The organism is Pseudochrobactrum sp. B5 (genome assembly GCF_001939785.1).
Classification (GTDB): domain Bacteria; phylum Pseudomonadota; class Alphaproteobacteria; order Rhizobiales; family Rhizobiaceae; genus Pseudochrobactrum; species Pseudochrobactrum saccharolyticum.
In genome coordinates this window covers 398,345-424,002 of the sequence record NZ_MOYL01000001.1, presented here as the reverse complement: position 1 = coordinate 424,002, position 25,658 = coordinate 398,345, and the positions used below count along the sequence as shown (strand labels likewise).

Below are 25,658 nucleotides of genomic sequence, written 5' to 3'. Positions count from 1 at the left end.
TTTTTTACCGGACGGCATAAGCCTTACGGCAACGCTAACGAAAGTCTTTCATGAGCGAGACCACTGAAAATCCTCACGGCGAGAACCTTTCCGCAGATATCAATGCGACTAATCCTGAATATGGCGCAGATTCCATCCGCGTTCTGAAAGGGCTTGATGCGGTGCGCAAGCGCCCGGGCATGTATATCGGTGATACGGATGACGGCTCCGGCCTGCATCACATGGTTTACGAGGTGGTGGATAACGCGATTGACGAGGCGCTTGCCGGTCATGCGACACTGGTTACCGTGACATTGAATGCCGACGGTTCCTGCACAGTGACCGATAACGGCCGTGGTATTCCGACCGATATCCATAAGGAAGAAGGCGTGTCTGCCGCTGAGGTTATCATGACCCAGCTGCACGCAGGCGGTAAATTCGACCAGAACTCCTATAAGGTTTCCGGTGGTCTGCACGGTGTGGGCGTTTCCGTGGTGAACGCGCTTTCCATCTGGCTGAAGCTTAAAATCCGTCGCGCCGGTAAAATTCATGAAATGAGCTTTACCCATGGTGTGGCTGATGCACCGCTGGTGGAAACCGGTAATGCGGGCGATGAAACCGGTACGGAAGTGAGCTTCCTGCCGTCGCCGGACACTTTCACCATGGTTGAATTCAGCTATGAAACACTGGAGCGCCGTCTGCGCGAACTGGCATTCCTGAATTCCGGCGTGCGCATCAAACTGGCTGATAAGCGCCATGCGGATGTGATTGAGCAGGTTCTGCATTATGACGGTGGTCTGCAGGAATTTGTCAAATATCTCGACCAGTCTAAAAAAGCACTGCTTGAAAATCCAATCTATATTATCAGCGAAAAAGACGGCATGACCGTTGAAGTCGCCATGTGGTGGAACGACACCTATCATGAGCGCGTGCTGTGCTTCACCAATAATATTCCGCAGCGTGACGGTGGTACGCATCTGGCTGGCTTCCGCGGTGCGCTGACCCGTCAGATGACCGGCTATGCGGAAAGCTCCGGCATTGCCAAGAAAGAGAAAGTCAATCTGACCGGTGATGACTGTCGTGAAGGTCTGACAGCGGTGCTTTCCGTGAAAGTGCCGGATCCGAAATTCTCATCCCAGACCAAAGACAAGCTGGTGTCTTCGGAAGTTCGCCCTGTCGTGGAAAGCCTCGTTAATGAAGCGCTGGCCACATGGCTGGAAGAACATCCAAGTGAAGCCAAAGTGCTGATGTCCAAGGTTGTGGAAGCGGCTGCCGCGCGTGAAGCAGCGCGTAAAGCCCGCGATCTGACACGCCGTAAAGGTGCGCTCGACATTACCTCCCTGCCGGGCAAGCTGGCAGATTGTCAGGAACGCGACCCGGCCAAGTCCGAAATCTTCATCGTTGAGGGTGACTCGGCTGGTGGCTCTGCAAAGGGCGGTCGTTCGCGTCAAAATCAGGCTATTCTGCCGCTGCGCGGTAAGATCCTTAATGTGGAACGCGCCCGTTTTGACCGTATGCTCTCCTCCGACCAGATCGGCACGCTGATCACTGCGCTCGGCACTTCGATCGGTAAGGATGAGACCAGCGGTTTCAATCCGGAAAAGCTGCGCTACCACAAAATCATTATCATGACGGATGCTGACGTCGACGGCGCTCACATCCGCACCTTGCTGCTCACATTCTTCTTCCGTCAGATGCCGGAGCTGATTGAGCGCGGCCATATCTATATTGCGCAGCCGCCGCTCTATAAAGTGACACGCGGCAAGTCTTCGCAATATATCAAGAACGAAGCCGCCTTTGAGGACTTCCTCATTGAAACCGGCCTCGAAGAAGCAACTCTGGAACTCGGTAATGGTGAAGTCCGTGCCAGTGCCGATCTGCTGTCGATCATCAATGATGCCCGCAATCTGCGTACAGTGCTGAACGGCCTGCATACACGCTACGACCGTGCAGTGATCGAGCAGGCTGTGATTGCCGGTGCGATGAATGTGGAAGCGTCCAACGATCCTGCGAAAGCACAGGCTCTGGCCGATGCGGTTGCCAAACGCCTCGACATGATCGCCGAAGATATGGAACGCGGCTGGAGCGGCACCTATTCACCGGAAGAAGGTTTCCGCTTTGAACGCATGCTGCGCGGCGTAAAAGATACCGCAATTATCGACATGGCGCTGCTTGGTTCTGCCGATGCCCGTCAGCTGGATCGTTTCAGCGAACGTCTGCATGAGGTTTATTCCACGCCGCCGGTTCTGCGCCGCAAAGATAAGAGCGAAACCATTTCCGGTGCGCTTCAGCTTCTGGAAGCAGTCTTTGCAACCGGCCGCAAAGGCCTGTCGCTGCAGCGCTATAAAGGTCTTGGCGAAATGAATGCCGAGCAGCTTTGGGAAACCACACTGGATCCGAATGCACGCTCGCTGCTGCAGGTAAAAGTGACCGATGCAACCAGTGCCGATGCCCTGTTCTCGCGCCTGATGGGTGACGAAGTGGAACCACGCCGCGAGTTCATTCAGGACAATGCGCTCAGCGTTGCTAATCTGGACGTTTAATCCATTTTGCATAATCACAAAAAACGCCGGAAATTCCGGCGTTTTTTTATTTATCTTACAATATGTGTCGGCTGGATAATCAGACCGTCCGGTGTTTGCGTACGAAACACCTCTACGCCATAGAGATCGCGGATCACGTCTTCCTTCAGAATATCCGCCGGTGTGCCATCAGCCACCAGACAACCGTCTTTCAACAAAAGCAGGCGGGTACACCAGCGCGCGGCCAGTCCCAGATCATGCAATGTGCAGATAATGCTGCGGCCACGTGTGGAAATCTCGCGGAAAATCTGCATCAAACCCAGCTGATGTGCCGGATCAAGCCCTGCCACCGGCTCATCGGCCAGCATCAAAGGCGTGTCCTGCGCAATGGCGCGGGCTATCAGAACCCGTGCCTGCTCACCGCCGGATAATTCCCGCGCCGATTTATCGCGCAGATGAGTAATCTCCAGCGCTTCTATGGCAGAGGTAATCTGGTGCTGATCTTCTCTGCTCAGGCCGGAGAATTGCGGCAGACGGGCAAGACGGCCGAGCTGCACCACAGCCTCAACGCGCATATTCCAGCTGATCTCCCGATCCTGCGCAATATAGGACAGAAACTGCGCACGTTTTACGCTTTTAAGCTGCGCGCTTTCCTGTCCGTTCAAAGTGACAGAACCCTGATAGAGCAGTTGTGCCAGCAAAGCACGCAGCAACGTTGACTTTCCCGCACCATTCGGGCCGATCAGACCGACAAACTCGCCTTCACCTATGGTGAAAGAAACTCCGCCGATTATGATACGTTGCTGGCGGGAAACCGAGAGATTTTCAACGCGTAACAGGCTCAAATTTCTGCTCCTTTGCGCAATCTCCACACCAGATGCAGGAAGAATGGGGCACCGATCAAAGCGGTCAGAACGCCGAGTTTCAGATCCTTCTCCGGAAGAATAAGACGTACAAAAATATCAGCTGCCAGCAACATAACCGCTCCGCCCAGTGCCGAAGCCGGTAGCAGACGCGACGGGCGCGAACCAACAAACGGGCGCAAGACATGCGGCACTACCAGCCCGATAAAACCAATTGTTCCTGCCACAGCCGTTGCCGCGCCAACACTCATTGCCGTGCCTGCCACCACGAGAAATTGCACTTTGCGTAAATCAACACCCATGCTGGCAGCGGTTTCCTGCCCTAAAGTCAGCGCATCCAGTGAACGGCCGGAGAGGATCAGCATAAGCCAGCCAAGGCTCATAAACGGCAGCACCAGCCAGACATGGCTCATGGAACGGTCATTTAAGGAGCCGAGCATCCAGAAGACAATTTCCATCAGGGCAAAAGGATTGGGTGCAAGGCTCAGTGCCAGTGACGTCAGCGCTCCGGCAAAGGCAGAAACCGCAACGCCGGCCAGAATAACTGTAATCGTAGAGCCGCTGCCGCCTGCCAGAAACTGCACCAATAGAACAGCGATAAATGCAAAACCCAGCGCCATCAGCGGCAGACTTAAAGGAAACAGCAAAGACAGTCCGCTATAAAGCGCCAGTACCGCACCGAGTGAGGCAGATGAACTAACACCAAGCAATCCGGGCTCGGCCAATGGATTGCGTAAATAACCTTGCAAGGCAGCACCGGACAAACCCAATGTCAAACCGATCATCAAGCCTAGTAAGGCACGGGGAAGCCGCAATTGCTGCATGATCAGCACTGTATCGCTGTCGCCTATCCCGAACAGGCCGGACAGCCCTTGCATAAAACTGATGGAAGACGAACCGGTCAGCAGTGAGATAGCAAACAAGGCGATCAGCACCACGCCAAGCACAAGCAACAGACCATAATAGCGCCGGTTCTGATCCATCATCGCTCTCCGTTTGCCTGTCTGGCACGCTGCAATATTTTCACCGCTTCCAGCGTATAGACTGAACCGCACGACCAGCTGCGCGCAGGTACAGCCACATGCTGTGTTTTACGCCCCTGATCACTTACCAAAGCCTTCATAACCGGATGCCGGTAATTCTGATAGGCCAGTGCCGGTTTCTCATAAAATTCAGGCTCAATGATCATATCCGGCTTCAGGCGAATGAGATCTTCCAGCGATACGCGCCCTGCTGCCAGTCTGCTGTCACTGGCACCAAGATTGGTAATATCCAGCAGCTTCATAATCTCATCAGACAATGTTCCCACGCCGGAGGTGTAACCATTAGGCTCATAAAGCAGCGCGGATACCGGTTGAGTATTCTTCTGCAAAGACCCAAGCATCTGATCAATTTCAGCAATTTGTGCCTGTGCATTATCTTGCTGCCCTAGCACCTGCCCCATTTGCGTGATCTGCTGGCGGATATCAGCAAAACTCTGCGCATAGCCGAAACGCTCAATCCTGATACCTTCCCGCTCCAGAATTGCAAGCTTGTCCGGCGCTGTGTAGACCGAGGCCAAAACCAGATCGGGCTTCAGCGCCAATATTTCCTCAAGACCGGAACGGTTGAGATGATAATTTCCGGCCTGTTTTGCGACCGGCGAAGAAACCGGATCTGCCGCAATATGGCTGACAGAGACAATCTGAGACGGATCAGCCAGCGACAGTGCCAGAATATCCGTACAAAGGTTGAGCGAAACCACCCGCTTCGGCAGTATCTGAGCCTGCGATGGTAAGATGCAGAAGCACAAAAGGCAGGCCGCGATAACGGCCTGCCTTTTGGTAAAGCTGATGAGGGCGGTTAAACGCACCATTCTCAGAAAGAGGCTTTCAAACCGGCAAATGCGCCGCGACCCGGTGTATTATAGCCATAGACTTCCTGATATTTTTTATCAAACAGGTTTTCGATACGGGCATAACCTTCAAGCTTGTCAGTGAACTTATAGCTGCCGCCGATATTAACAACGGTATATTTGTCCAATGTCACAACAGATACCGGAAATGTGCCAACGTTATTATCTTTCATGTTGCCATTGAATACAGCTTCGCCAAACAAACGGGCACGATCCTCATAGAATGTATAAGCCACATTCACAGAACCGGAGTGACGCGGCACTCGCACTAAATCTTTGTTATCTGCCATTTTAGCAGAGGTATAAGTATAAGTTGCTCCTGCAGTCAAACCATCAGTCAGATTTAACGTAGCTGACAGTTCAACACCGTGTGTACGCGTTATCCCTGGTATATTAATGAGTTTATTGCCATTGCGACTGATTTTGTCACGAAAACGGTTGTTAAAATACGTTGCATCCAGAAGCAGCCTGCCATCAAATAAACTCTTCTCAACACCAATGTCCCACCCCAAATTATGCTCTGGCTTCAGCTCTGGATTGCCTACAAAGCCTTCAGGGCCGAAGTAAAAGACGCCAAACTGTTCGATAAAATCGGGGTTTCTGACACCAGTACCGACAGAACTGTGCAAACGCATGTCTGTATCTGGAATAGCCCAAGCGGTACTCACTGAATAAGTCGTTGCGTCTTTGAACTCATCATTCAGATCATGACGCAAAGCTAAATTTAAATAAAACTGATCCCAGAATTCGCCATTATACTGACCAACAAAACCATAACTATCGCGTTCATAATCTTTTGTTGTCGAAAATGTCTCGCGCTTCCAGTCGATACCACCGGTAATCGTATGATGAGCATCTGCAAAACTTGGCGTATCAAAAACATAGCTTGCCTGATAAGATCCGGTATAACGCCGACCTTTCGTTTCATATACAGGGAACATAGGCGTGACGTTCTTATAATGTATCGAATTGCCTGTAAAACGCAGTTTTTGAGTTAAAGCATCCTCAAGACCAGTCCATGTTAACCCAACCGATCCTAATAGATTGGATGTCTGACCATAATTGTTTAATGAATCAGCCGGATCTGGGTTCCAAACTGGATCAGCATCAAGATCCGTGCGATTTTTCATGTAACGTAAAGTCGCATCTAACTTAGCACTATCAGACAGATCAATATTGACCTTACCGTTCAATGTCAGATTGGTGTCGCCGTCTTTTTCATCACCAATATCGGAAATATTGAAGCCCTTCGTGCGACGGTAGGAGGCGGCCAGCGCCATATCATAATTTTCAGCACCGCCCTGCAAGAGAACACCGCCGAGCCATGAGTTCTGGCTGCCGGCTTCCGTTGTACCGCTGATTTTGAAACCGTCGCGTTTACCACCTTTGGTGATGATATTCACCACACCGGAGGCAGCACCTGCTCCCCAAAACGCGCTCTGAGGACCGCGCAGAATCTCGATCCGATCAATATCATCAGCTTGAATAGCGCCAAAATCAAATGCACCGCCTTCAGCACTACTGACTTCAACGCCGTCAACCATTACCAGTAAATGATTAGCTTCTGCGCCACGCACACGAATATTGGTCATACCGCCTTTTGTACCCTGACGCGACACGGCAAAACCCGGCACCATACGCAGAGCATCGGCTACATAACGCACCTGATTTTGCTCAAGCTGCTTGCCGGTAATCACAGTCACTGCACGGCCGGTCTTGCCTTCTTCAATCGGCGTGCGACCAGCTGTTACGAAGATTTCTTTAAGCTGTACCGGTTTCTGCTTTTTCTCTTGCGCCAGCGCATTGCCAAGGCTGAAAAATGTCAAAGCCGTTCCGAGTACCAAAATGGATTTTTTATGCTGCAACAAATTGCGTGTCATGCTGTCCCGCCATAGATCAGACAATGCACGCTTTATCCGCATTACATTGCCCTGAATGATACAAACCGCATTTGAGACAGGCTGAATAAACAGTCACTTATCCGCATACGGCAACATTTTAACAATGCCACCGTCACGGACGTCCGCGCCTGCGCACCCCTCGTGCACCGGCTGGTGACCGGAAAAGGCAGGTCTCCTGACTTGCGGGTCATCACGAACGCTCCGCCTTCCCGTCCACGAGGACAGTGGCTTACCGGAGGCCGCTCACCGTTACAGTTGCGGGGGCAGTCACGGATTAAGCACCGTGTTCCCTTTTCATTTGTCTGAAACAATGCTGCCCAGACAAAACCTTTTCCATGTAAAGCGATAACAATGCACCGCTTCACGGTCAATTCTTAAGCAATTATGAACTGCGTTTTTCAGCAGGGCGTGATACTTGTGCCGCAGTTTCAAAATGATAGAGCATAATTCCTTAAACTTGGATCAGTTTAAGGTAAAATCATGCTCTAATTTTAAAGTGTTAGAGCGACCTTTGTGTGCCAAGTCTGGCACACGGCGCTCTAGACGATTTAGCCGTTACAGCGCACGGATATCATCGTAAAGTTTCTGCGGAATTGTCACCGTGCCATTGGCCAGACTGCGTTCACGAGCTTCATAGCGACGCTGCGATGGCAGCCGTGCCCCCTGATCTGTAATCGCCGAGAACATTTTCTCCGCCCGCCCCATATGCTCTGCCATTGCCGCACCGAGGAAACTCTCCGGATTCAAGGCAATCACGATTTCCCCGTGTTTCGGCGTTGCACCACGGCCATTATCCCACTCCTGAGATTCAAGGCTCAGCATATCGCCTATCAATGGTCCCGCCAGTAGTTCGACCATGGCAGACAAAGCCGAACCTTTATAACCGCCGAATGTCAGCATCGCGCCTTGCAGTGCAGTCTCAGCGTCAGTTGTCGGCTCACCATCTTTATCAACTGCCCAGCCCAATGGGATGGGCTTGCCTGCACGGCGATGCAGTTCAATCTCACCGCGTGCCGCAGCACTGGTAGCAAAGTCGAAAACAAACGGATATTTGCCTGCACGCGGCCAGCCGAAAGCGATCGGATTGGTACCGAACACACCGGTTTTGCCACCCGCAGGTGCAACCCATGAATGGCTCGGCACCATTGTCAGCGAGACAAGACCATGCTCTGCCAGCATTTCCACTTCCGGCCACAGAGCCGAGAAATGCACACAATGATTGATCGCCATCGCGGCAATGCCAAGCTTGCGGGTTTTCTCGACCAGCATCGGCAAGCCTTTTTCCAGCGCCAGCAAAGAATAACCGCCCTTGGCATCCACGGCGACAATACCGCCTGCACGGTCTTCCACTACGGGCTCCGCATCCAGCACAACAGCACCGGTTTTAATGGTCTGAGCACAGCTCAGCACCCGGTAAAGCCCGTGTGAATCGCATTCATCACGCTGGCAGCTTTGCAGCAAACGCGCATTGGCCTGCGCATGTTCTTCAGAAAGACCAAGTTTAATAAAGGTCTTTTCCGCAAGATTGTAAGCTTCATCAAGCGTGATGGTAATGGTTGCGGTCATAGCTGCGATATCCTCCCTGCGCATAAAGCCTGCTTTAAAAGCAGCCTAATATATCAGATACCTAGCCCAGCCATTACGAAACAGCAAGTTATTACCTTATGAAAATAAAAAACCCGCTCAGAGAGCGGGTTCTTCAAAGCTTAGATATCAGCGGGAGAATTTACGATCGCCGCCTTCACGTGGCTTACGCGGGCCTTTTGGCTTATCGCCGTAAGGCTTGCCTTCGCCGCCTTTAAAGCGGGATTTGCCTTTCGGCGCACCCCAGCCCGGCTTATCGTCGCCGCCACGCTTGTCAAAGCGACGTTCACCACCGCGATCAGAACGCGGGCCACGGCTTTCCTGCTCAGGTGCGGTTGAAGTGCGGATCACCAGGCCTTTTTCGCCGGTACCCTGTTCTTCAACAGTCGCAAAATATTCTTTGGCTTTTTCGCTGTTAATCTCGAAACGGGTTTCGTTTTCGAGAATACGGATCGCACCGACATCACCCTTGGAAACCTGACCGGCTTTACAGATCAGCGGCAAAATCCATTTCGGATCGGCACGATGTTTGCGACCAGCCGACAGTGTAAACCATGCACCGCCATTGAAGGAGGAACGATCTTCACGCGGAGCACGCTCGGAGCGCTCGCCACGTTCACCGCGTTCGCGTGCCGGTGCACCCAAAGCGCGTACCGGACCTTCAGAAACATCTTCCGGTGCCGGACGGCTTTCGATTTCACGACGCAGATAAGCGGCTGCGATCTGTTCAGGCGTATAACGCGCCTGCAATTCGCGCATCAGCTCCTGCATGTCTTCAGGAATCTCATCGCTGAGGCGTTCGTTGCTGAGGATAACCTCACGAACTTTTTCCTGAACCGCATTAATGGTCGGCGCTGCAATGCTCTTGGCATCCAGACGTGTCATTTGCAGCAGACGCTCAGCCGAACGGCGACGGGAGAAAGGAACCACCAGAATACAGGTGCCCTTACGACCGGCACGACCGGTACGACCGGAGCGGTGCAGCAATGTTTCACCATTATTCGGCAGATCGGCGTGAATAACCAGATCGAGATTTGGCAGATCGATACCGCGTGCAGCAACGTCAGTCGCTACGCAAACGCGGGCACGGCCATCGCGCATGGATTGCAGCGCATTGGTACGTTCAGCCTGTGACAATTCACCGGAGAGCGCCACAACCGAGAAACCGCGATTGCTCAGACGGCTTGCCAGATGCTTCACGCCTTCACGGGTGGAAGCAAAGATAATGGTATTGACATTATCATAATAGAGCAGCGTGTTGATGATCGCGTTTTCGCGCTCATGCGGCGGCACAATCATTGCCTGATAGGTAATATCAGCGTGTTTTTCATGGCTGGCGGTTGCAGTAATGCGCAATGCATCTTTCTGGAAACGCTTGGCAAGCAAAGCGATTGATTTGGAAACCGTCGCCGAGAACATCAGTGTGCGGCGGTCTTCCGGAGCTTCACCGAGAATAAATTCCAGATCTTCGCGGAAGCCGAGATCAAGCATCTCATCAGCTTCATCAAGCACAACGGCACGCAGATCAGACATGTTCAGCGCACGGCGGGTAATATGATCGCGCAGACGACCCGGTGTACCCACGATAATATGTGCACCGCGTTCCAGATTGCGGCGTTCTGTGCGGATATCCATACCACCAACACAAGTGGTGATACGGGCACCGGTTGGCGCGTAGAGCCATTCCAGCTCACGGGCAACCTGCAAAGCCAGTTCGCGTGTCGGCGCAATAATCAGAGCCAATGGCGCACGCGGGGCTTCCAGACGATCGCCCTGTTCGAGCAGATCAGCTGCCATGGCAATACCAAAGGCAACAGTTTTACCGGAGCCGGTCTGAGCGGAAACCAGCAGATCGCGACCGTCATTGTCAGGCGTCAGCATAGCTTCCTGAACGGAGGTCAGTTCCTCATAGCCACGAGCTGTGAGCGCACCGGCAAGGGCAGGTGCAATAGTAGAAGGCAAGGTCATGAATGACTTTCAGCAATGGCTCACCCACGCATCAACTGGCCCCGACATTATTTGCCCTGAAGTTTCAGAAGCAAATGTCCCATCCCTGGCTTCATTCATGATGAAACGGCAAAAAGCCGTATACCATGCTTTCACACATCCGTGACCGGTAACGTAAATAAGCAAACAACAATAAGTGATGATGCTGCGCTACGTAAAGGCGAATGACATTGAGGTCAACCTGCAACGGGCGATTGTTACAATCTATTCCGCACAGAAGACCAGTCTTTCACCTTTTAAGGCGCTTATGTTGCAAAACCGGAGTTCTGCAACATGTTCTGGTGCCTCTTACTGCATTAACTGCATAAGATCAATGCGCTTCATCCCAGTTTTGCGCGGCTCTGGCATCAACCTGCAACGGCACAGCCATCGAAACAGCCGGCATTGCCGCATTGACCATCACCTCACGCACCACTTCAATGGTCGCATCAACCTGCGCGTCATCAACCTCGAAGATCAGTTCGTCATGCACCTGCAACAGCATTTGCGCATCGAGCTTCGCATCTGCCAGTGCCGGTTCCATGCGGATCATCGCACGGCGGATAATATCTGCCGCCGAACCCTGAATAGGCGCATTGATCGCGGCACGCTCGTTAAAGGCTCGCACCTGCGGATTGCTGGCTTTGATCTCCGGATAATGAATGCGGCGACCGAAAATGGTCTCGACATAGCCTTGTTCACGCGCAGCAGCCTTGGTTGTTTCCATATAATCCTTGATACCGGGGAAACGCTCAAAATAGGTACGGATATATGAGCTTGCCTCTTCACGCGGAATGGACAGCTGATTGGCAAGACCAAAGGCCGAAATGCCGTAAATAATACCGAAATTAATCGCTTTAGCACGGCGGCGTACTTCTGACGGCATGCCTTCCACCGGCACGCCGAACATTTCAGAGGCCGTCATTGCGTGAATATCAATACCGTCATCAAAGGCTTTTTTCAGCTGCGCAATATCGGCCACATGCGCGAGTACACGCAGTTCAATCTGACTATAGTCGGCAGAGATCAGCTTTTTGCCCTGCGGCGCCACAAAGGCTGTGCGGATTTTACGGCCTTCTGCGGTGCGCACCGGAATATTCTGCAGGTTCGGTTCTGACGAAGACAGACGTCCTGTCGTCGTTACCGCCATAGAATAAGATGTATGCACCCGCTTAGTTTCAGGGTGAATATAACCGGGCAATGCATCCGTATAGGTGGATTTGAGCTTAGTCAGCTGGCGCCAGTCCACAATCTTACGCGGCAGCTCATGGCCTTCCGCCGCCAGATCCTCCAGCACCTGCGCAGAGGTCGACCACTGGCCGGTTTTGGTTTTTGAACCACCCGGCAGGCCGAGTTTGCCAAACAGAATATCGCCGAGCTGCTTCGGTGAGCCGATATTCATCTTTTCACCGGCAAGCGTATAAATCTCGTCTTCAATAGCGGCAGCCGATTGCGCCAGATCACCGGAAAGGCGGGAGAGAATTTGGCGATCAACGCTGACACCGCGCTCTTCCATCCGCGCCAGCACTTCAACCAGCGGGCGTTCCAGCCGCTCATAAACCGACGCCATGCCATCGGCCGCCAGACGCGGTTTCAGCACCTGCCACAGGCGCAATGTGACATCGGCATCTTCCGCACCATAGGCGATAGCGCGATCAATCGGCACCATATCAAAAGTCACGGCCGATTTTCCGGTACCCGCTACTTCCTTATAAGGAATTGTTGTGTGCCCAAGCCAGCGTTCTGCCAGCACATCCATGCCATGGGTGCCGGTGCCTGCATCCAGCGCATAGGACAGCAGCATCGTGTCGTCAAAACGCGCAATATTAATGCCGAGACGATGCATGACCAGCCAGTCATATTTCATATTCTGGGCAATGATCAGCACTGACGGATCTTCCAGCAGCCGCTTTAGTTCTGCAAGGGCTGCATTCAGCGGAATTTGCCCTTCAATCAGCCCGCCGCCGAGCAGATCACCCTGACCGGATTTATGTGTCAGCGGCACGTAACAGGCTTTGCCTGCCGCCAAGGCCAGCGAGAAACCGACCAGCTCGGCCTGCATCGGATCAAGCGAGGTTGTCTCGGTGTCAAAAGCCACAAAACCCTGATCAATCGCCTGATCGATCCAGTCTTTCAACACCGCAATATCGGTAATGCCAACATAAGCAGAATGATCGATCTTGTCAGAAGTGCCTTGCGCTTTGCGTGCTTCCACCAGAGCCTGCGGCCGCATCAGCTGGCCGTTGTTTTCTGCACTTATAGTCGCAACCGCTTTTTCCGGTACGGAAGTTTCAGCAACATCTGTGCCACGATCAAGATCAGGGCCGCGTGCTTCCGCACCCCACTCTGTCTCCACAGTAATCGGCTCAATCTCGGCCGCAACCGTATCTGTGGCCTCAGCCACACGGCGGGTCAGCGTGGTCAGTTCCATCGCCTTCAGGAAGCCGATCAGCTTCGGCCCGTCCTGAGGTTCCAGCATCAGCCCGTCAAGATCAATCTCCAGAGGCACATCATTCTTCAATGTCACAAGCTGACGCGAAATGCGGGTCTGATCCGCAAAAGCGATAATATTCTCGCGGCGTTTATTCTGTTTAATCTCGGAAGCACGGGCAAGCAGCGTATCCAGATCGCCGAATTCTTCCAGCAATTGCGCGGCAGTTTTGGGCCCGATGCCCGGAATGCCCGGAACATTATCGGTTGAATCACCGGTCAGCGATTGCAGGTCGATCATTTTCTCCGGCGGCACACCCCATTTTTCAATCACTTCAGGGATTGAAATCTGCTTGTCCTTCATGCCGTCATACATCGAGACTTGTTCGGTCACGAGCTGCATCAGGTCTTTATCGGAAGAGATGATCGTGACTGTCGCACCGGCCTCTTCGGCAAGTCGGGCATAGGTGGCGATAATATCATCCGCTTCATAGCCTTCCTTTTCAATGCAAGGCAGGTTGAAAGCATGAGTGGCCTGACGGATCAGGCCGAATTGCGGGATCAGATCTTCCGGCGGGGCAGTACGGTTGGCTTTATATTCCGGATAGATTTCCTTACGGAAAGTCTGTGACGAATAATCGAAGATAACCGCAAAATGGGTCGGCACCACACCGACATCCGTATTGCGCGCATCTTTCAGGAGCTTCCACAGCATATTGCAGAAACCGGACACCGCACCAACCGGCAAACCGTCTGATTTGCGGGTGAGTGGCGGCAAGGCGTGATATGCGCGGAAAATATAGCCGGAGCCGTCGACGAGGAAGAGATGATCACCTTTTTTCATGGTAAAAGATGTAAAGCATAAGCGCGAAAAAAGAAATCACGCCATATCGCTCGTTACGAAATAATCCTCGCTTATCTTCCGCCCTGTCCGGCGCCCTATAAGCAATAACTTTTTTGTGACTGATACGCCGCGTTTCAGCCCTTGTATTGCCACTTTTTCTGGCCACATTAGCCCTATCGACAACATTGTCGGTTTCCGTTTTTCGGCATGTCCCCCGCCGGAAAACCGGGGTGGTAGCCTCCCCCCCCCTCTGGCTGCCACCATTTATTACAAGCCGTTACGGTTCCCCTCACCGTAACGGCTTTTGCTTTTCCGGTTAAAGACAACAACTGCCATTTATTGTTGCGCATTGTGTTTACGCAAAAGCCGTTCCCACTTTTACAGCAAATGCCCGACATCATCCCTGTACAGTCTCCGGCCATTTACGCTAAAACCGTCCGGACTTTAAAAACACATTCATGCTTTGCGAGTCGAAGCATGCTTTTTCATGAGGGTAACATGTCAGCACTTGAACCTGTTCTTCAGCACCTCGATCAGAACCTCGACCACAGTGTCGATCATCTGTTTGATCTTCTGCGCATTAAATCCATTTCCACAGATCCGGCTTTTAAAGCCGATTGCCGCAAAGCTGCGGAATGGCTGGTAGAAGATCTGAAGAGCATTGGTTTTGATGCCAGCGTGCGCGATACACCGGGTCACCCGATGGTTGTTGCCCATCATGAAGGTGCAACGGCAGATGCCCCGCATGTGCTGTTTTACGGCCATTACGATGTGCAGCCGGTTGACCCGCTGAATCTCTGGGAAAATGATCCGTTCGATCCTGCAGTGAAAGAAGTTGAAGCCGGCCGTAAAATCCTGACCGGTCGCGGTACATCCGACGACAAAGGTCAGCTGATGACTTTTGTCGAAGCCTGCCGCGCCTATAAAGCAGTCCACGGCCAGTTGCCGGTTAAAGTCACCATCTTGTTTGAAGGTGAAGAAGAATCCGGCTCACCATCGCTCAAGCCATTCCTCGACAGCCACAAAGAAGAACTCAAAGCCGACGTGGCTCTGGTTTGCGACACCTCGATGTGGAACCGTGATACACCGGCGATCTGCGTTGGCCTGCGCGGGCTGGTTGGTGAACAGATCACCATTAAAGCCGCTGACCGCGATCTGCATTCCGGTTTCTTCGGTGGCGCGGCTGCCAATCCGCTGCATGTACTGTCAAAAATTCTCGCTGACCTGCATGATGAAACCGGCCGTGTAACTGTAGAAGATTTCTATGACGGCGTGGAAGAAACACCGAGCCAGGTTCTCAAATCATGGGAAGGTCTTGGCCGCACCCCTGAGAATTTCCTCGGCCCTATCGGTCTTTCCGTACCGTCAGGCGAACAGGGACGCAGTGTTCTGGAACAGACATGGGCGCGCCCGACTGCCGAAGTCAACGGCATGATCGGCGGCTATACCGGTGAAGGTTTCAAGACTGTTATCGCCGCAGAAGCATCGGCCAAAGTTTCCTTCCGCCTCGTACATAAGCAGGATCCGGATAAAGTCCGCGCCAATTTCCGCAAATTCGTCGAGGCCCGTCTGCCTGCCGATTGCCGCGTGGAATTCCACCCGCATGGCGGTTCACCGGCTATCCAGCTTTCCTATGATTCACCACTGGTCACACAGGCCAAACAGGCTTTGTCTGACGAATGGCCGAACCCTGCGGTTCTGATTGCCATGGGCGGTTCTATTCCGATTGTCGGTGACTTCGACAAATTCCTTGGCATGGACTCCCTGCTGGTCGGTTTCGGCCTTGAGGATGACCGCATCCATTCCCCGAATGAAAAATACGAGCTGTCCTCCTTCCATAAAGGGCAGCGCTCATGGGCTAGAATTTTGGCGGCACTTGCCGCCAAGTGAGGCCAGAATTTTGGCGGCAAGTGCCGCCAAGGGGCGCGCATTCTCGCCGCACTTTCAAAGAAATAAGATAACGGAACTTTCAATGACAACTATCCGCGTTCATAAAAACGATCTGCCTGATCTTGATAATTATCAGGTGGATTCCGTCGCTATTGATACGGAAACGCTGGGGCTCAATCCTCTGCGTGACCGTCTGTGTGTCGTACAGATTTCACCGGGCGATGGCACAGCGGATATTATCCAGATCGAAAAGGGGCTGAAAAAAGCCCCTAATCTGGTCAAGCTGCTCAAAGACCGTTCGATCACTAAAATCTTCCATTTCGGCCGGTTTGATCTGGCAGTGCTGGCACATACATTCGGCGTGATGCCGCAGCCGGTTTTCTGCACCAAGATTGCTTCGAAACTGACCCGTACCTATACGGATCGTCATGGCCTGAAAGAAATCTGCTCGGAGCTTCTGGAAGTATCCATTTCCAAGCAGCAACAGTCTTCTGACTGGGCAGCAGAAACCCTGTCTCAGGCGCAGCTTGAATATGCAGCGTCCGATGTTCTCTATCTGCATCGTCTGAAAAAAGTTCTGGAATATCGTCTGCAACGCGATGGTCGTGAGAAACAGGCTGAAGCCTGCTTTAAATTCCTGCCAACCCGCGCAGAGCTTGATCTGATGGGTTGGGACGAGCAAGACATCTTTGCTCACGCTTAAAAATTTAAAGCCCGCTTTAAGCGGGCTTTTTTATGATCTGTTTTATACACGCACCGGAACAGTCCCGCTTCGATCAATGATAGCCCATTGCGGCCGTGCGAACAGAAAGCGGCCGTAGCCGGTTTTATCAATCAGCACATAGAGAATGACCGGCAGGATCACGCCCATCGCCATAGTCAGCAGCGAAATCGTGCCGACATCGGTAATGATACCTGTTTTAAGCAGCACTGTGCGGGTAACCGCCATTGGCAGGAAGAATGCCAGATAAACAACGATGGAATGTGCGCCCAGATAGCTCAGCACCCGATGCACAATATTCGCGGAGCTTAAACAGGCGAGCAGCGATGATACGCTGATAATCGCCAGCGCACCAAGGAAGCCGAGGAACAGCGAGACCAGCGGCAATTCGCTATAGCCGCCCAGACCGCCCGCCTGCCATGCCTGTCCGCTCAGCAGCGACTGGCCGAATTCCGGTACAGGTGTGAACACCATCTGATATTCGACAAAAGCCCAGAGCAGCAGGCCGGTTACGGCAATCATTTTGTTGCGCGCTACCCATTCGGCCATACGGAAAATCTGCGGTGCCAGTGCATAACCGGCATAGAAATAGACAAAGCGTGAGCAGAATTCGTCAATCATGATCCAGCCGGTATGGATCGGCAGGATTTCCAGAATGGCCAGCATGGTCAACACCAACCAATGCGGCACGTCACGCATGAAACGTGTCGCCAGAAAGAAAAACGGCAGAATATAAATAAACCACAACGTGCCGAAAGGCTCGATAAAAGCCATCAGATAAGCACTGACAACCCCGGAAACACCGCCCTCAGCCATGATGCCCGGTGCTTTAAAAACAAACTGAATAGTCAGCCACAGCACATAGAAATACAGAAAATGCACGACTTTGCGGTCAAGATAGCGCAGCCACGGCCGGTCGATCACCGCACTCAGAAACAGGCCTGAGATCAGAAAGAAATCCGGCATACGGAACGGTTTGGCAAAGGCGACCACATAATGCATCCAGCCGGTCTGACCGGCGGCCTCTTCCACACCCAGCGTTGAATGCATCATCACAACAAAAATGATGCATATCCCTTTGGCGATATCGACCCAGTCAATCCGTTGTGTCACGCTATACCTATCTGAACCAGTTTAACCTGTTTTCTATAATGAAATATCACAAAAGCTGAATAGTATTTTCGTGTGCGGCCTGCATTAGATGAACTGGGGCATTTCCAGTTTTAATCAGAATATCAGAATGCTCTGTCCATTTGCTATTACGCGCATCTTTCACCGAAAACCGCTGCACGTTTTTCGGTATGTGCTCTTAAGTACATTCTTGAATACAAAGCATAATTTCAAAGCCCTGATGACAGCATTATACTGTTAGCAAAACTTTACTGCTCTTTAAACTGCCTCAATTACGGTGCAAAGCACAGCTATTCAATTTTTTAAGCAGGTTTACCAACGCATATGGCTTCCAGAGATTCAAAAGACCGACGCATAGAACCGTCCTTCGGAAAGCCAGAGACGCCTGCCAATAAAGATGAAATGCGCATTGATGAGAGTGACCGCGTGAATGGCAGCGCATCCAAAAAACGTGCACCGCGTCCTGAACGCGCTTCCCGAAAATCAAAAAAGCAAGAGCAAGCCTCTGGCTCTTTCCGCTGGTTGCGTCGTCTGTTCTACTGGTCATTTGTCCTGATGCTGTGGGGCGGTATCGCCCTTGCCGGTGTGGTGATCTATATCGCTGCCAAAATGCCGCCGACCAGCGACTGGGCTATTCCTGACCGTCCGCCGAATGTCAAAATCCTTGATGTGAACGGCAAACTGATTGCCAATCGCGGAACAACCGGTGGCGAGGCTATCGGCTTGCGGGAAATGTCGCCTTTCATTCCGCAGGCAGTCATCGCCATCGAAGACCGGCGTTTCTATTCCCATTACGGTGTTGATCCGATTGGTCTCGGTCGCGCCGTCTTTACCAATATTACCAAAGGTCGTGCAGTACAGGGCGGCTCTACCATCACCCAGCAGCTGGCCAAGAACTTGTTTCTTTCACCGGACAGAACGCTGGAACGTAAGGTGCAGGAAGTGATGCTCGCTTTGTGGCTGGAGCATACTTACACCAAAGACCAGATTCTGGAGATGTATCTCAACCGTGTTTATCTCGGTTCCGGTGCCTATGGCGTGGATGCCGCCTCACGGCGCTATTTTGATAAATCTGCCAAGGATGTGAACCTCACCGAAGCCGCCACACTGGCAGGTCTGCTGAAAGCACCGTCACGCCTCTCGCCTGCCCGCGACCCGAAAGCTGCCAATGACCGCGCCAAGCTGGTGCTGGCCGCTATGCGCGATCAGGGGATGATCGGCCTCAAAGAACAGGCTATTGCCGAAAGTGAACCACCGACACGTGCCGCTGCCTATTGGTCAGGGTCGGAAAATTATGTTGCAGATGCCGTATTATCGGAACTGCCGAAGCTGATCGGTGAAACCAAAAGCGATGTAACCATTCATACCACTGTTGATCTGGATTTGCAGAAGGTTGGTGAAGAGGCCATTCGTGATCTGATTTCGCAGAACGGCAAGAAAATGGATGTCAGTCAGGGCGCCCTCGTCTCCATTGACGGCACCGGTGCCGTGCGCGCGATGATCGGCGGCTATGACTATGCCAATAGTCAGTTTGACCGCGCGTCGGAAGCCCGCCGCCAGCCTGGTTCCACTTTCAAACCATTCGTCTATCTGACAGCACTGGAGCAGGGACGCACACCGGATTCCATCCGCAATGACGCGCCGGTGCGCATCGGCAAATGGACACCAAGCAATTATAACGGCAAATATTTCGGCGAAGTAACGCTGGCAACAGCTCTGTCTCACTCGCTCAATTCGGTTGCTGCGCAGCTGGTGATGGAAGTCGGTCCGCAGGCCGTGGTCGATACCGCCCATCGTTTCGGTATTCAGTCTGCCCTCACCACCAATGCCTCACTGGCACTCGGCACATCGGAAGTCACGCTAATGGAGCTGACGGATGCTTTTGTGCCTTTTGCCAATGGCGGTTATCGCGCACCGGTGCATATGATTACCACAATCACCGGTAATGACGACAATGTGCTCTATGAATATCCGGCTGAACAACAGCAACGGATTATTACCGAGCAGGTGCTGGGCATGATGAATGCCATGCTGCGCCGCACAGTTGAAGACGGCACGGCAAAACGCGCCAAATTCGGTAACTGGCCCGCTGCGGGTAAAACCGGCACCAGCCAAAGCTCGCGTGATGCGTGGTTCATCGGCTATACGGCCAATCTGACCACCGGCGTGTGGTTCGGTAATGATGACGGCAAACCGACCAAGAAAGTCACCGGTGGCGGCCTGCCTGCAATGGCATGGAAAACCTTCATGACTGCCGCCCACAAAGGTGTGCCGGTTGCTGATTTGCCGAGCACTTATGAAATTCAGAATGTGCTGCCGGGCGGTAGCGACGAGCTGCCGGATGCAACGGCCAGTATCGGCCAGCAACCACCTGCATCAGGCAATAGCGGCTATCCTGCCTTGCCGGAAAATGATGAGACTTACTGGCCACCAGCCCCCGGTGCACCGCGCCAGCCTGACGGTGCGCAATTGCCGTCTCAGCAAAATCAGCCTGCGCAACCGCCGATCTCCGTTCAGGAAAACCCTGCACCGGTTGGAAATACAGCGCCGCCGGTTCAGGATAATTCAGGCTATCCGACGCCTCTGCCTGACAATTCCGGTTATCCGGTACAGGCACCGCAGGGCAATAATGCACCGCCGCCGGTGGCCGGAGATCCGGCCTATGACGGCCCCCGCCCGCAAGGTGATGTCGGCGGACAATCCGTGCGTAAAAACACGACATTGCTGGACGTGATCATGGGCAACGGGGAATAGGCTTTATCTCAGAGATTTTCGCATCGGGAAGGACGGCATGCCCGACCTTCCCGTTTTGGCATCGCCCTCGGGCAAATAACCGAGCTTTTCATAAAACTGTTTTGCTGTGGCCGTGCTGGTCAGACGGCTCACAACCTGCCCCTGCTCTTTAAGCCAGCATTCAGATACTGCCATCAAAGCCTTGCTGACACCGCGATACTGATAATCCGGTGAAACATAATTCAGCAAAACACCGTCTGTTGCCGAGACAGCAGCAACACCGGCAATCCGCCCGTCAATCTCGGCAACAAAATAGATCTGCCCCTCGCGCGCAATCCATCCCCGCAGATTGTCTTCTGTTTTATTGGCAAGCCATTGGCTTAAAATCTGCGGATCATTCTGATGATCCGCGGCACAAAGCTCCCTGATCGAGCGGCGCAGAACCGTGCAAACCTCTGCCGCATCTTCTGCTGTCGCCGCCCTTATCAGCATTTATTGCTTCGCTCTGAGTGTGCTGCGCACAGACTTATGCCAGCCATTGATTTTACGTTTGCGCAAAGCAGGCTCCATCAGCGGTTCAAAACGCTGCTGTTGCTGCCAGTCTTCGGCAAAAGCCTGCATATCGCCCCAAAGACCGGCTTTCATACCTGCAAGCCATGCCGCGCCCAGCGCCGTGGTTTCCAGAATAACCGGACGGTCAACCGGCGCGTTGAGAATGTCTGACAGATTTTGCATCGTCCAGTCGGAGGCAACCATACCGCCATCAACCCGCAGAACAATATCGCTGGTGTCCGTTTTCCAGTCTTTATGCATTGCTTCAAGCAGGTCATGTGCCTGATAAGCAACGGATTCCAGCGCGGCTTTGGAAATTTCAGCAGGACCAGAATTACGGGTCAGTCCGTATATGGCACCACGCGCCTCTGCATCCCAATGAGGAGCGCCCAAGCCCACAAAAGCAGGCACCAGATAGACATCCTGTGTCTCATCGGCTTTGAGCGCCAGCTCACCGGATTCCGCTGCATTTTTGATGATTTTCAAACCGTCGCGCAACCATTGCACTGCAGCACCGGCAACAAAAATCGAACCTTCCAGCGCATAAGTCACCTCGCCGTTCAGACGATAGGCAATAGTCGTCAGCAAACGATTGCGCGACAGAACTTTATCCTTGCCGGTATTGAGCAGCGCAAAACAACCGGTGCCGAAAGTCGCCTTCAACATACCTTTAGCAAAACAAGCCTGACCGATCATTGCCGCGTGCTGGTCACCCGCCACACCGAGGATCGGAATTTCCACGCCCAGCACATCAGCTTTTGTCACACCGAAATCATCAGCACAGTCTTTCACTTCCGGCAGCATGCTACGCGGAATGTTGAACAGTTTCAGCAGTTCTTCATCCCACTCATTCCTGGCAATATTGAACAGCAATGTGCGGGAAGCATTGGTGGCATCGGTGGCGTGAACCTGACCGCCGGTCAGCCGCCAGATCAGAAAACTGTCGATTGTGCCGAACAGCAACTCGCCCTTCTCTGCTTTTTTACGCGCACCGGACACTTTGTTGAGAATCCATGCCAGCTTGGTTGCGGAAAAATACGGATCGAGCAACAGGCCTGTCTTGCGGCGGATACGCGGCTCAATACCCTGTTTTTTCAGTTTCAGGCATTCTTTTTGCGTGCGACGATCCTGCCAGACAATCGCATTATAGACCGGCTTGCCGGTTGTCTTATCCCAAACCACTACCGTTTCACGCTGATTGGTAATGCCGATTGCAGCCACATCTTCCATACTGGCGCTGGCATTTTCAACCGCCTGTTTGCAGGTCGCGACAACGCTTTGCCAGATTTCTTCCGGATCGTGCTCGACCCAGCCGGATTTGGGATAATGCTGTGTAAATTCCTTTTGTCCGAGACCGGTGATCTTATGGTTTTGATCGAAACAAATGGCTCTGCTGGATGTTGTACCCTGATCGATTGCCAAAATCAGTTTCGACATAAATATCTCCGTTTCTCAAAAGCATCTTTTAAAAAATTATATGCTTGAATCATTCAGTGCCAAATTTAAACACGCCTTGCAAATTTTAAAATCTATAGTGATAGTGTCCACTTAAAATTAGCAATAAAGGCCGATTAAAATGACTGATACGCCTAAAAAAACCATCGTACTGACCGGTGCCAGCCGCGGTATCGGCCATGCAACCGTGAAGCGTTTTTCACGGGCGGGCTGGCGTGTCATTACCTGCTCACGTCAGGATTTTTCCGACAACTGCCCGTGGCCTGCTGGCCCTGAAGATCATATCAAGGTTGATCTGGCTGATCCGGAAGATATCGGTCGTGCGATTTCGGAAATCCGCCGTCGTCTGGAAGATAATGGCGGTCAGCTTAATGCATTGGTCAACAATGCCGGTATTTCGCCAAAAGGCGCTGGCGGAAGCCGCCTCAATTCCATTGAAACCCAAATGGCCACATGGCGCGATGTGTTTCAGGTGAACTTCTTTGCACCGATCATGCTGGCGCGCGGATTATTCAAAGAACTGGAAGCAGCGCAGGGCTCGGTGGTCAATGTCACCTCTATTGCCGGAAGCCGTGTGCATCCGTTTGCCGGTACCGCCTATGCAACTTCGAAAGCAGCACTGGCCGGTCTGACCCGCGAAATGGCCTCGGATTTCGGCCCGCATGGTATCCGCGTCAATGCGATTGCACCGGGCGAAATTGAAACTTCCATCCTGTCACCGGGCACAGAAAAGCTGGTGGAGCAGATGCCGTTGCGCCGTCTTGGCCAGACATCGGAAGTGGCTGAGACCATCTATTTCCTCTGCACTGAAGCCTCATCCTACGTGACCGGCTCAGAAATCCACATCAATGGCGGTCAACACGTTTAAGGGTGAGAGCATGATCCTCTCCTGCGGAGAAGCGCTGATTGATATGCTGCCGCGCGAAACACAGGGCGGCGAGACCGGCTTTGTGCCGCATGCAGGCGGCTCCGTGTTCAATACAGCCATTGCCATTGGCAGGCTGGGTGCAAAGGCCGGATTTTTCTCCGGCCTATCATCGGATTTTCTCGGGCAAATCCTGCGCGATACGCTGGAGAAATCCCGCGTTGATACGCGGTTTTGTGCGATCTCGGATCAACCGACAACGCTTGCCTTTGTCCGGCTGAATAATGGTCAGGCGAGCTATAATTTCTACGATGAGAATACTGCCGGTCGTTTGCTCAGTGAGACACAACTGCCGGAACTGGATGCTGATATCAGCGCTCTGATGTTTGGCGGTATCAGCCTCATTCCCGAACCTTGCGGCAGCACCTATGAAGCGCTGATGCGGCGGGAAGCGCCGAACCGCGTGACAATGCTCGACCCGAATATCCGCCCGAATTTCATTCCTGACAAAGCCGCCCATCTGGCGCGGATCAAGCGGATGATTGCACTGGCTGATATTGTCAAAGTGTCAGATGAAGACCTGCTCTGGTTTGATGAAGGCACGGATCATGATGCGATTATCCGCAACTGGCTGGCTACAGAAGGACAGAACGGACCTAAAATCATCATCGTCACCAAAGGCGCGGATGGTGCAGTGGCCTATGCATCCTGCGGTAAAATCAGTGTCGGTGGCGAAAAAGTCACCGTGGCCGATACAGTCGGTGCCGGAGATACGGTCAATGCCGGTGTGCTGGTGAGCCTTGAAAAACAAGGCCTGCTGAATAAGCAATCCCTTGCGGCCATCTCGCAAGAACAGTTGACCAAAGCCATCGCCTTTGGCATCAAAGCCGCAGCGATTACCGTGTCGCGTGCCGGTGCCAATCCGCCATGGGATTATGAAATCACTTGATAAGGAAAAGGCGGCTTTCTTAAAAAGCCGCCTTTTGTATTTTAAACCCGCACTTCTTGAGTGACCCGATCTTCACCGCCGAAAAACTCGATATAGCGTTTGACCGCCTCCGGATCGCCGGTGGCTTTTGACGGATTGTCCGAGAGTTTCACCGCCGGGCGGCCATTGGCGTCAATCACCTTACAGACCAGCGAAATGGCTCCTAGTCCTGAAACGTGTTTCGGTGCGCAGCCGATAAAATCATTGGTGAGATTGGTGCCCCAACCAAAGCTCATCCGCACACGGCCTTCAAAGTGGCGGTAGGTCTCTTCAATCGTATCTACATCCAGTGCATCGGAGAAGATCAGCAATTTCTCACGCGGGTCTTTGCCCTTGGATTTCCACCATTCGATAATCCGCTCTCCGCCCTCAATAGGTGGAGAACTGTCGGGGCGGAAACCTGTCCAGTCGGCAACCCAGTCCGGCGCATCGCGCAGGAATGCTGTGGTGCCGAATGCATCAGGCAGTACGATCAAAAGATTGCCGCCATAATAACGGTTCCAGTCCTGCAACACGCGGTAAGGTGCCGAGCGCAGTTCTTCATCCGTATCGGCCATAGCTGCCAGCACCATCGGCAATTCATGGGCATTGGTACCGAGCGCTTCCAGATCAGTGTCCATCGCCAGAAGCACATTGCTGGTGCCGGTAAAGGCATCGCCGATGCCTTCTTTCAGCGCTTCCACACACCAGCGCTGCCAAAGAAATGAATGGCGGCGGCGGGTGCCGAAATCAGAGATTTTCAGATCCGGCAACTGGCGCAGACGATCAACCTTGCCCCACATTTTGGCTTTGGCACGGGCATAAAGCACATCCAGCGCGAAAGGCCCGAGGGACTTCATCGCTGCGCGGGAGCGCAATTCATTGATAATCGCCAGCGCCGGAATTTCCCACATTGTCGTATGCGTCCACGGTCCGTGGAAATGCAGCTCATATTGCCCGTCGCGGCGTGTCAGCTCATATTCCGGTAGCTGGAACGTGCTGAGCCATTGCAGGAATTCCGGTGCAAAAATCTGCTTGCGACCATAGAATGTATTACCGGCCAGCCAGATCATTTCCTTTTTGGTCATGCGCAATGAGCGGGCATGGTCAAGCTGCGCACGCAACTCACCTTCATCAATCTCATCGGCAAGCCGCACAGTTTTCGAGCGGTTAATCAGCGAGAAAGTCGCATCCACCTGCGGATACAGCCCCCAGATCATTTGCAGCATCAAAAGCTTATAAAAATCCGTATCCAGCAGACTGCGAACAATCGGATCCAGCTTCCACGTATGGTTATAAACGCGCTGCGCAATATCTGTTCTGGTCATGCCAGATGTCCTT

16 protein-coding genes, 1 pseudogene and 1 riboswitch are annotated in these 25,658 nt (G+C 52.8%); of the genes and pseudogenes, 6 read left to right on the top strand and 11 right to left on the bottom strand.

The annotated features are described in order from the left end of the window. Positions 1-98 precede the first annotated feature (98 nt). On the top strand, positions 99-2,522 hold the full coding sequence (gyrB, locus tag BKD14_RS01945) for a DNA topoisomerase (ATP-hydrolyzing) subunit B (RefSeq protein ID WP_238481690.1): 2,424 nt from the start codon (positions 99-101) through the stop codon (positions 2,520-2,522). 50 nt (positions 2,523-2,572) lie between these two features. Here gyrB and BKD14_RS01940 read toward each other — a convergent pair whose 3' ends face one another. The 7 genes from BKD14_RS01940 to polA form a co-directional block, all read right to left on the bottom strand. After that, positions 2,573-3,346 (bottom strand): ABC transporter ATP-binding protein, encoded by a 774-nt coding sequence (locus BKD14_RS01940; RefSeq protein ID WP_075654066.1) that lies wholly within the window; start codon positions 3,344-3,346, stop codon positions 2,573-2,575. Beyond that, the gene (locus BKD14_RS01935; protein WP_075654065.1) at positions 3,343-4,347 is read right to left on the bottom strand and encodes an iron ABC transporter permease; all 1,005 of its coding nucleotides are present in this window, start codon (positions 4,345-4,347) and stop codon (positions 3,343-3,345) included. Before BKD14_RS01935 ends, BKD14_RS01940 begins: the two co-directional genes overlap by 4 nt. Then, positions 4,347-5,219 carry an ABC transporter substrate-binding protein gene (locus tag BKD14_RS01930; RefSeq protein WP_075654064.1) on the bottom strand — a complete coding sequence of 291 codons (873 nt, stop codon included), beginning with the start codon at positions 5,217-5,219 and terminating at the stop codon, positions 4,347-4,349. Before BKD14_RS01930 ends, BKD14_RS01935 begins: the two co-directional genes overlap by 1 nt. 2 nt (positions 5,220-5,221) lie before the next feature. Then, complete coding sequence (locus BKD14_RS19645; RefSeq protein WP_175576049.1) at positions 5,222-7,126, bottom strand: TonB-dependent receptor; 1,905 nt, start codon at positions 7,124-7,126, stop codon at positions 5,222-5,224. 180 nt (positions 7,127-7,306) lie between these two features. Next, a riboswitch (cobalamin riboswitch) is annotated at positions 7,307-7,506 on the bottom strand. A 208-nt stretch (positions 7,507-7,714) separates the two neighbouring features. After that, positions 7,715-8,725, bottom strand: coding sequence for an Ldh family oxidoreductase (locus tag BKD14_RS01920; protein ID WP_075654732.1), 1,011 nt, complete (start codon positions 8,723-8,725; stop codon positions 7,715-7,717). 147 nt (positions 8,726-8,872) lie between these two features. Beyond that, positions 8,873-10,711 carry a DEAD/DEAH box helicase gene (locus tag BKD14_RS01915; protein ID WP_075654062.1) on the bottom strand — a complete coding sequence of 613 codons (1,839 nt, stop codon included), beginning with the start codon at positions 10,709-10,711 and terminating at the stop codon, positions 8,873-8,875. A 349-nt stretch (positions 10,712-11,060) separates the two neighbouring features. Further along, positions 11,061-14,003: a DNA polymerase I gene (gene polA, locus BKD14_RS01910; protein WP_075654061.1), complete on the bottom strand. Its 2,943-nt coding sequence runs from the start codon at positions 14,001-14,003 to the stop codon at positions 11,061-11,063. 498 nt (positions 14,004-14,501) lie between these two features. Here polA and BKD14_RS01900 point away from each other — a divergent pair, with 498 nt between their 5' ends. Further along, on the top strand, positions 14,502-15,893 hold the full coding sequence (locus BKD14_RS01900) for a dipeptidase (RefSeq protein WP_075654059.1): 1,392 nt from the start codon (positions 14,502-14,504) through the stop codon (positions 15,891-15,893). Positions 15,894-15,975: 82 nt separating this feature from the next. Continuing rightward, the gene (locus BKD14_RS01895) at positions 15,976-16,596 is read left to right on the top strand and encodes a ribonuclease D (RefSeq protein ID WP_075654058.1); all 621 of its coding nucleotides are present in this window, start codon (positions 15,976-15,978) and stop codon (positions 16,594-16,596) included. Positions 16,597-16,638: 42 nt separating this feature from the next. On the opposite strand, the gene BKD14_RS01890 is transcribed toward BKD14_RS01895, so the two are convergent. Then, positions 16,639-17,727: an acyltransferase family protein gene (locus BKD14_RS01890; protein WP_075654057.1), complete on the bottom strand. Its 1,089-nt coding sequence runs from the start codon at positions 17,725-17,727 to the stop codon at positions 16,639-16,641. A gap of 342 nt (positions 17,728-18,069) precedes the next feature. Here BKD14_RS01890 and BKD14_RS01885 point away from each other — a divergent pair. After that, a pseudogene (locus BKD14_RS01885) lies at positions 18,070-20,082 on the top strand (transglycosylase domain-containing protein); the annotation flags it as partial. A gap of 420 nt (positions 20,083-20,502) precedes the next feature. Here the strand turns inward: BKD14_RS01885 and BKD14_RS01880 are convergent. Further along, on the bottom strand, positions 20,503-20,970 hold the full coding sequence (locus tag BKD14_RS01880; protein ID WP_075654056.1) for a GNAT family N-acetyltransferase: 468 nt from the start codon (positions 20,968-20,970) through the stop codon (positions 20,503-20,505). After that, the gene (gene glpK / locus BKD14_RS01875; RefSeq protein ID WP_075654055.1) at positions 20,971-22,467 is read right to left on the bottom strand and encodes a glycerol kinase GlpK; all 1,497 of its coding nucleotides are present in this window, start codon (positions 22,465-22,467) and stop codon (positions 20,971-20,973) included. A gap of 139 nt (positions 22,468-22,606) precedes the next feature. On the opposite strand from glpK, the gene BKD14_RS01870 reads away from it, so the two are divergent. Beyond that, a complete protein-coding gene (locus tag BKD14_RS01870) occupies positions 22,607-23,353 on the top strand; it encodes an SDR family oxidoreductase (RefSeq protein ID WP_022711309.1) in 747 nt (248 codons plus the stop codon). A 10-nt stretch (positions 23,354-23,363) separates the two neighbouring features. Next, positions 23,364-24,299: a carbohydrate kinase gene (locus tag BKD14_RS01865; protein WP_075654054.1), complete on the top strand. Its 936-nt coding sequence runs from the start codon at positions 23,364-23,366 to the stop codon at positions 24,297-24,299. A gap of 41 nt (positions 24,300-24,340) precedes the next feature. On the opposite strand, the gene pncB is transcribed toward BKD14_RS01865, so the two are convergent. Then, positions 24,341-25,645 carry a nicotinate phosphoribosyltransferase gene (gene pncB, locus BKD14_RS01860; protein WP_075654053.1) on the bottom strand — a complete coding sequence of 435 codons (1,305 nt, stop codon included), beginning with the start codon at positions 25,643-25,645 and terminating at the stop codon, positions 24,341-24,343. Positions 25,646-25,658: the final 13 nt, after the last annotated feature.

What these genes read in the sequence shown, in the direction of transcription:
- BKD14_RS01935 (WP_075654065.1), bottom strand. Translation starts at nt 4,347, where the DNA reads ATGGATCAGAACCGGCGCTATTATGGTCTGTTGCTTGTGCTTGGCGTG.
- BKD14_RS01930 (WP_075654064.1), bottom strand. Translation starts at nt 5,219, where the DNA reads ATGGTGCGTTTAACCGCCCTCATCAGCTTTACCAAAAGGCAGGCCGTT.
- BKD14_RS01920 (WP_075654732.1), bottom strand. Translation starts at nt 8,725, where the DNA reads ATGACCGCAACCATTACCATCACGCTTGATGAAGCTTACAATCTTGCG.
- BKD14_RS01915 (WP_075654062.1), bottom strand. Translation starts at nt 10,711, where the DNA reads ATGACCTTGCCTTCTACTATTGCACCTGCCCTTGCCGGTGCGCTCACA.
- polA (WP_075654061.1), bottom strand. Translation starts at nt 14,003, where the DNA reads ATGAAAAAAGGTGATCATCTCTTCCTCGTCGACGGCTCCGGCTATATT.
- BKD14_RS01900 (WP_075654059.1), top strand. Translation starts at nt 14,502, where the DNA reads ATGTCAGCACTTGAACCTGTTCTTCAGCACCTCGATCAGAACCTCGAC.
- BKD14_RS01895 (WP_075654058.1), top strand. Translation starts at nt 15,976, where the DNA reads ATGACAACTATCCGCGTTCATAAAAACGATCTGCCTGATCTTGATAAT.
- BKD14_RS01880 (WP_075654056.1), bottom strand. Translation starts at nt 20,970, where the DNA reads ATGCTGATAAGGGCGGCGACAGCAGAAGATGCGGCAGAGGTTTGCACG.
- glpK (WP_075654055.1), bottom strand. Translation starts at nt 22,467, where the DNA reads ATGTCGAAACTGATTTTGGCAATCGATCAGGGTACAACATCCAGCAGA.
- BKD14_RS01870 (WP_022711309.1), top strand. Translation starts at nt 22,607, where the DNA reads ATGACTGATACGCCTAAAAAAACCATCGTACTGACCGGTGCCAGCCGC.
- BKD14_RS01865 (WP_075654054.1), top strand. Translation starts at nt 23,364, where the DNA reads ATGATCCTCTCCTGCGGAGAAGCGCTGATTGATATGCTGCCGCGCGAA.
- pncB (WP_075654053.1), bottom strand. Translation starts at nt 25,645, where the DNA reads ATGACCAGAACAGATATTGCGCAGCGCGTTTATAACCATACGTGGAAG.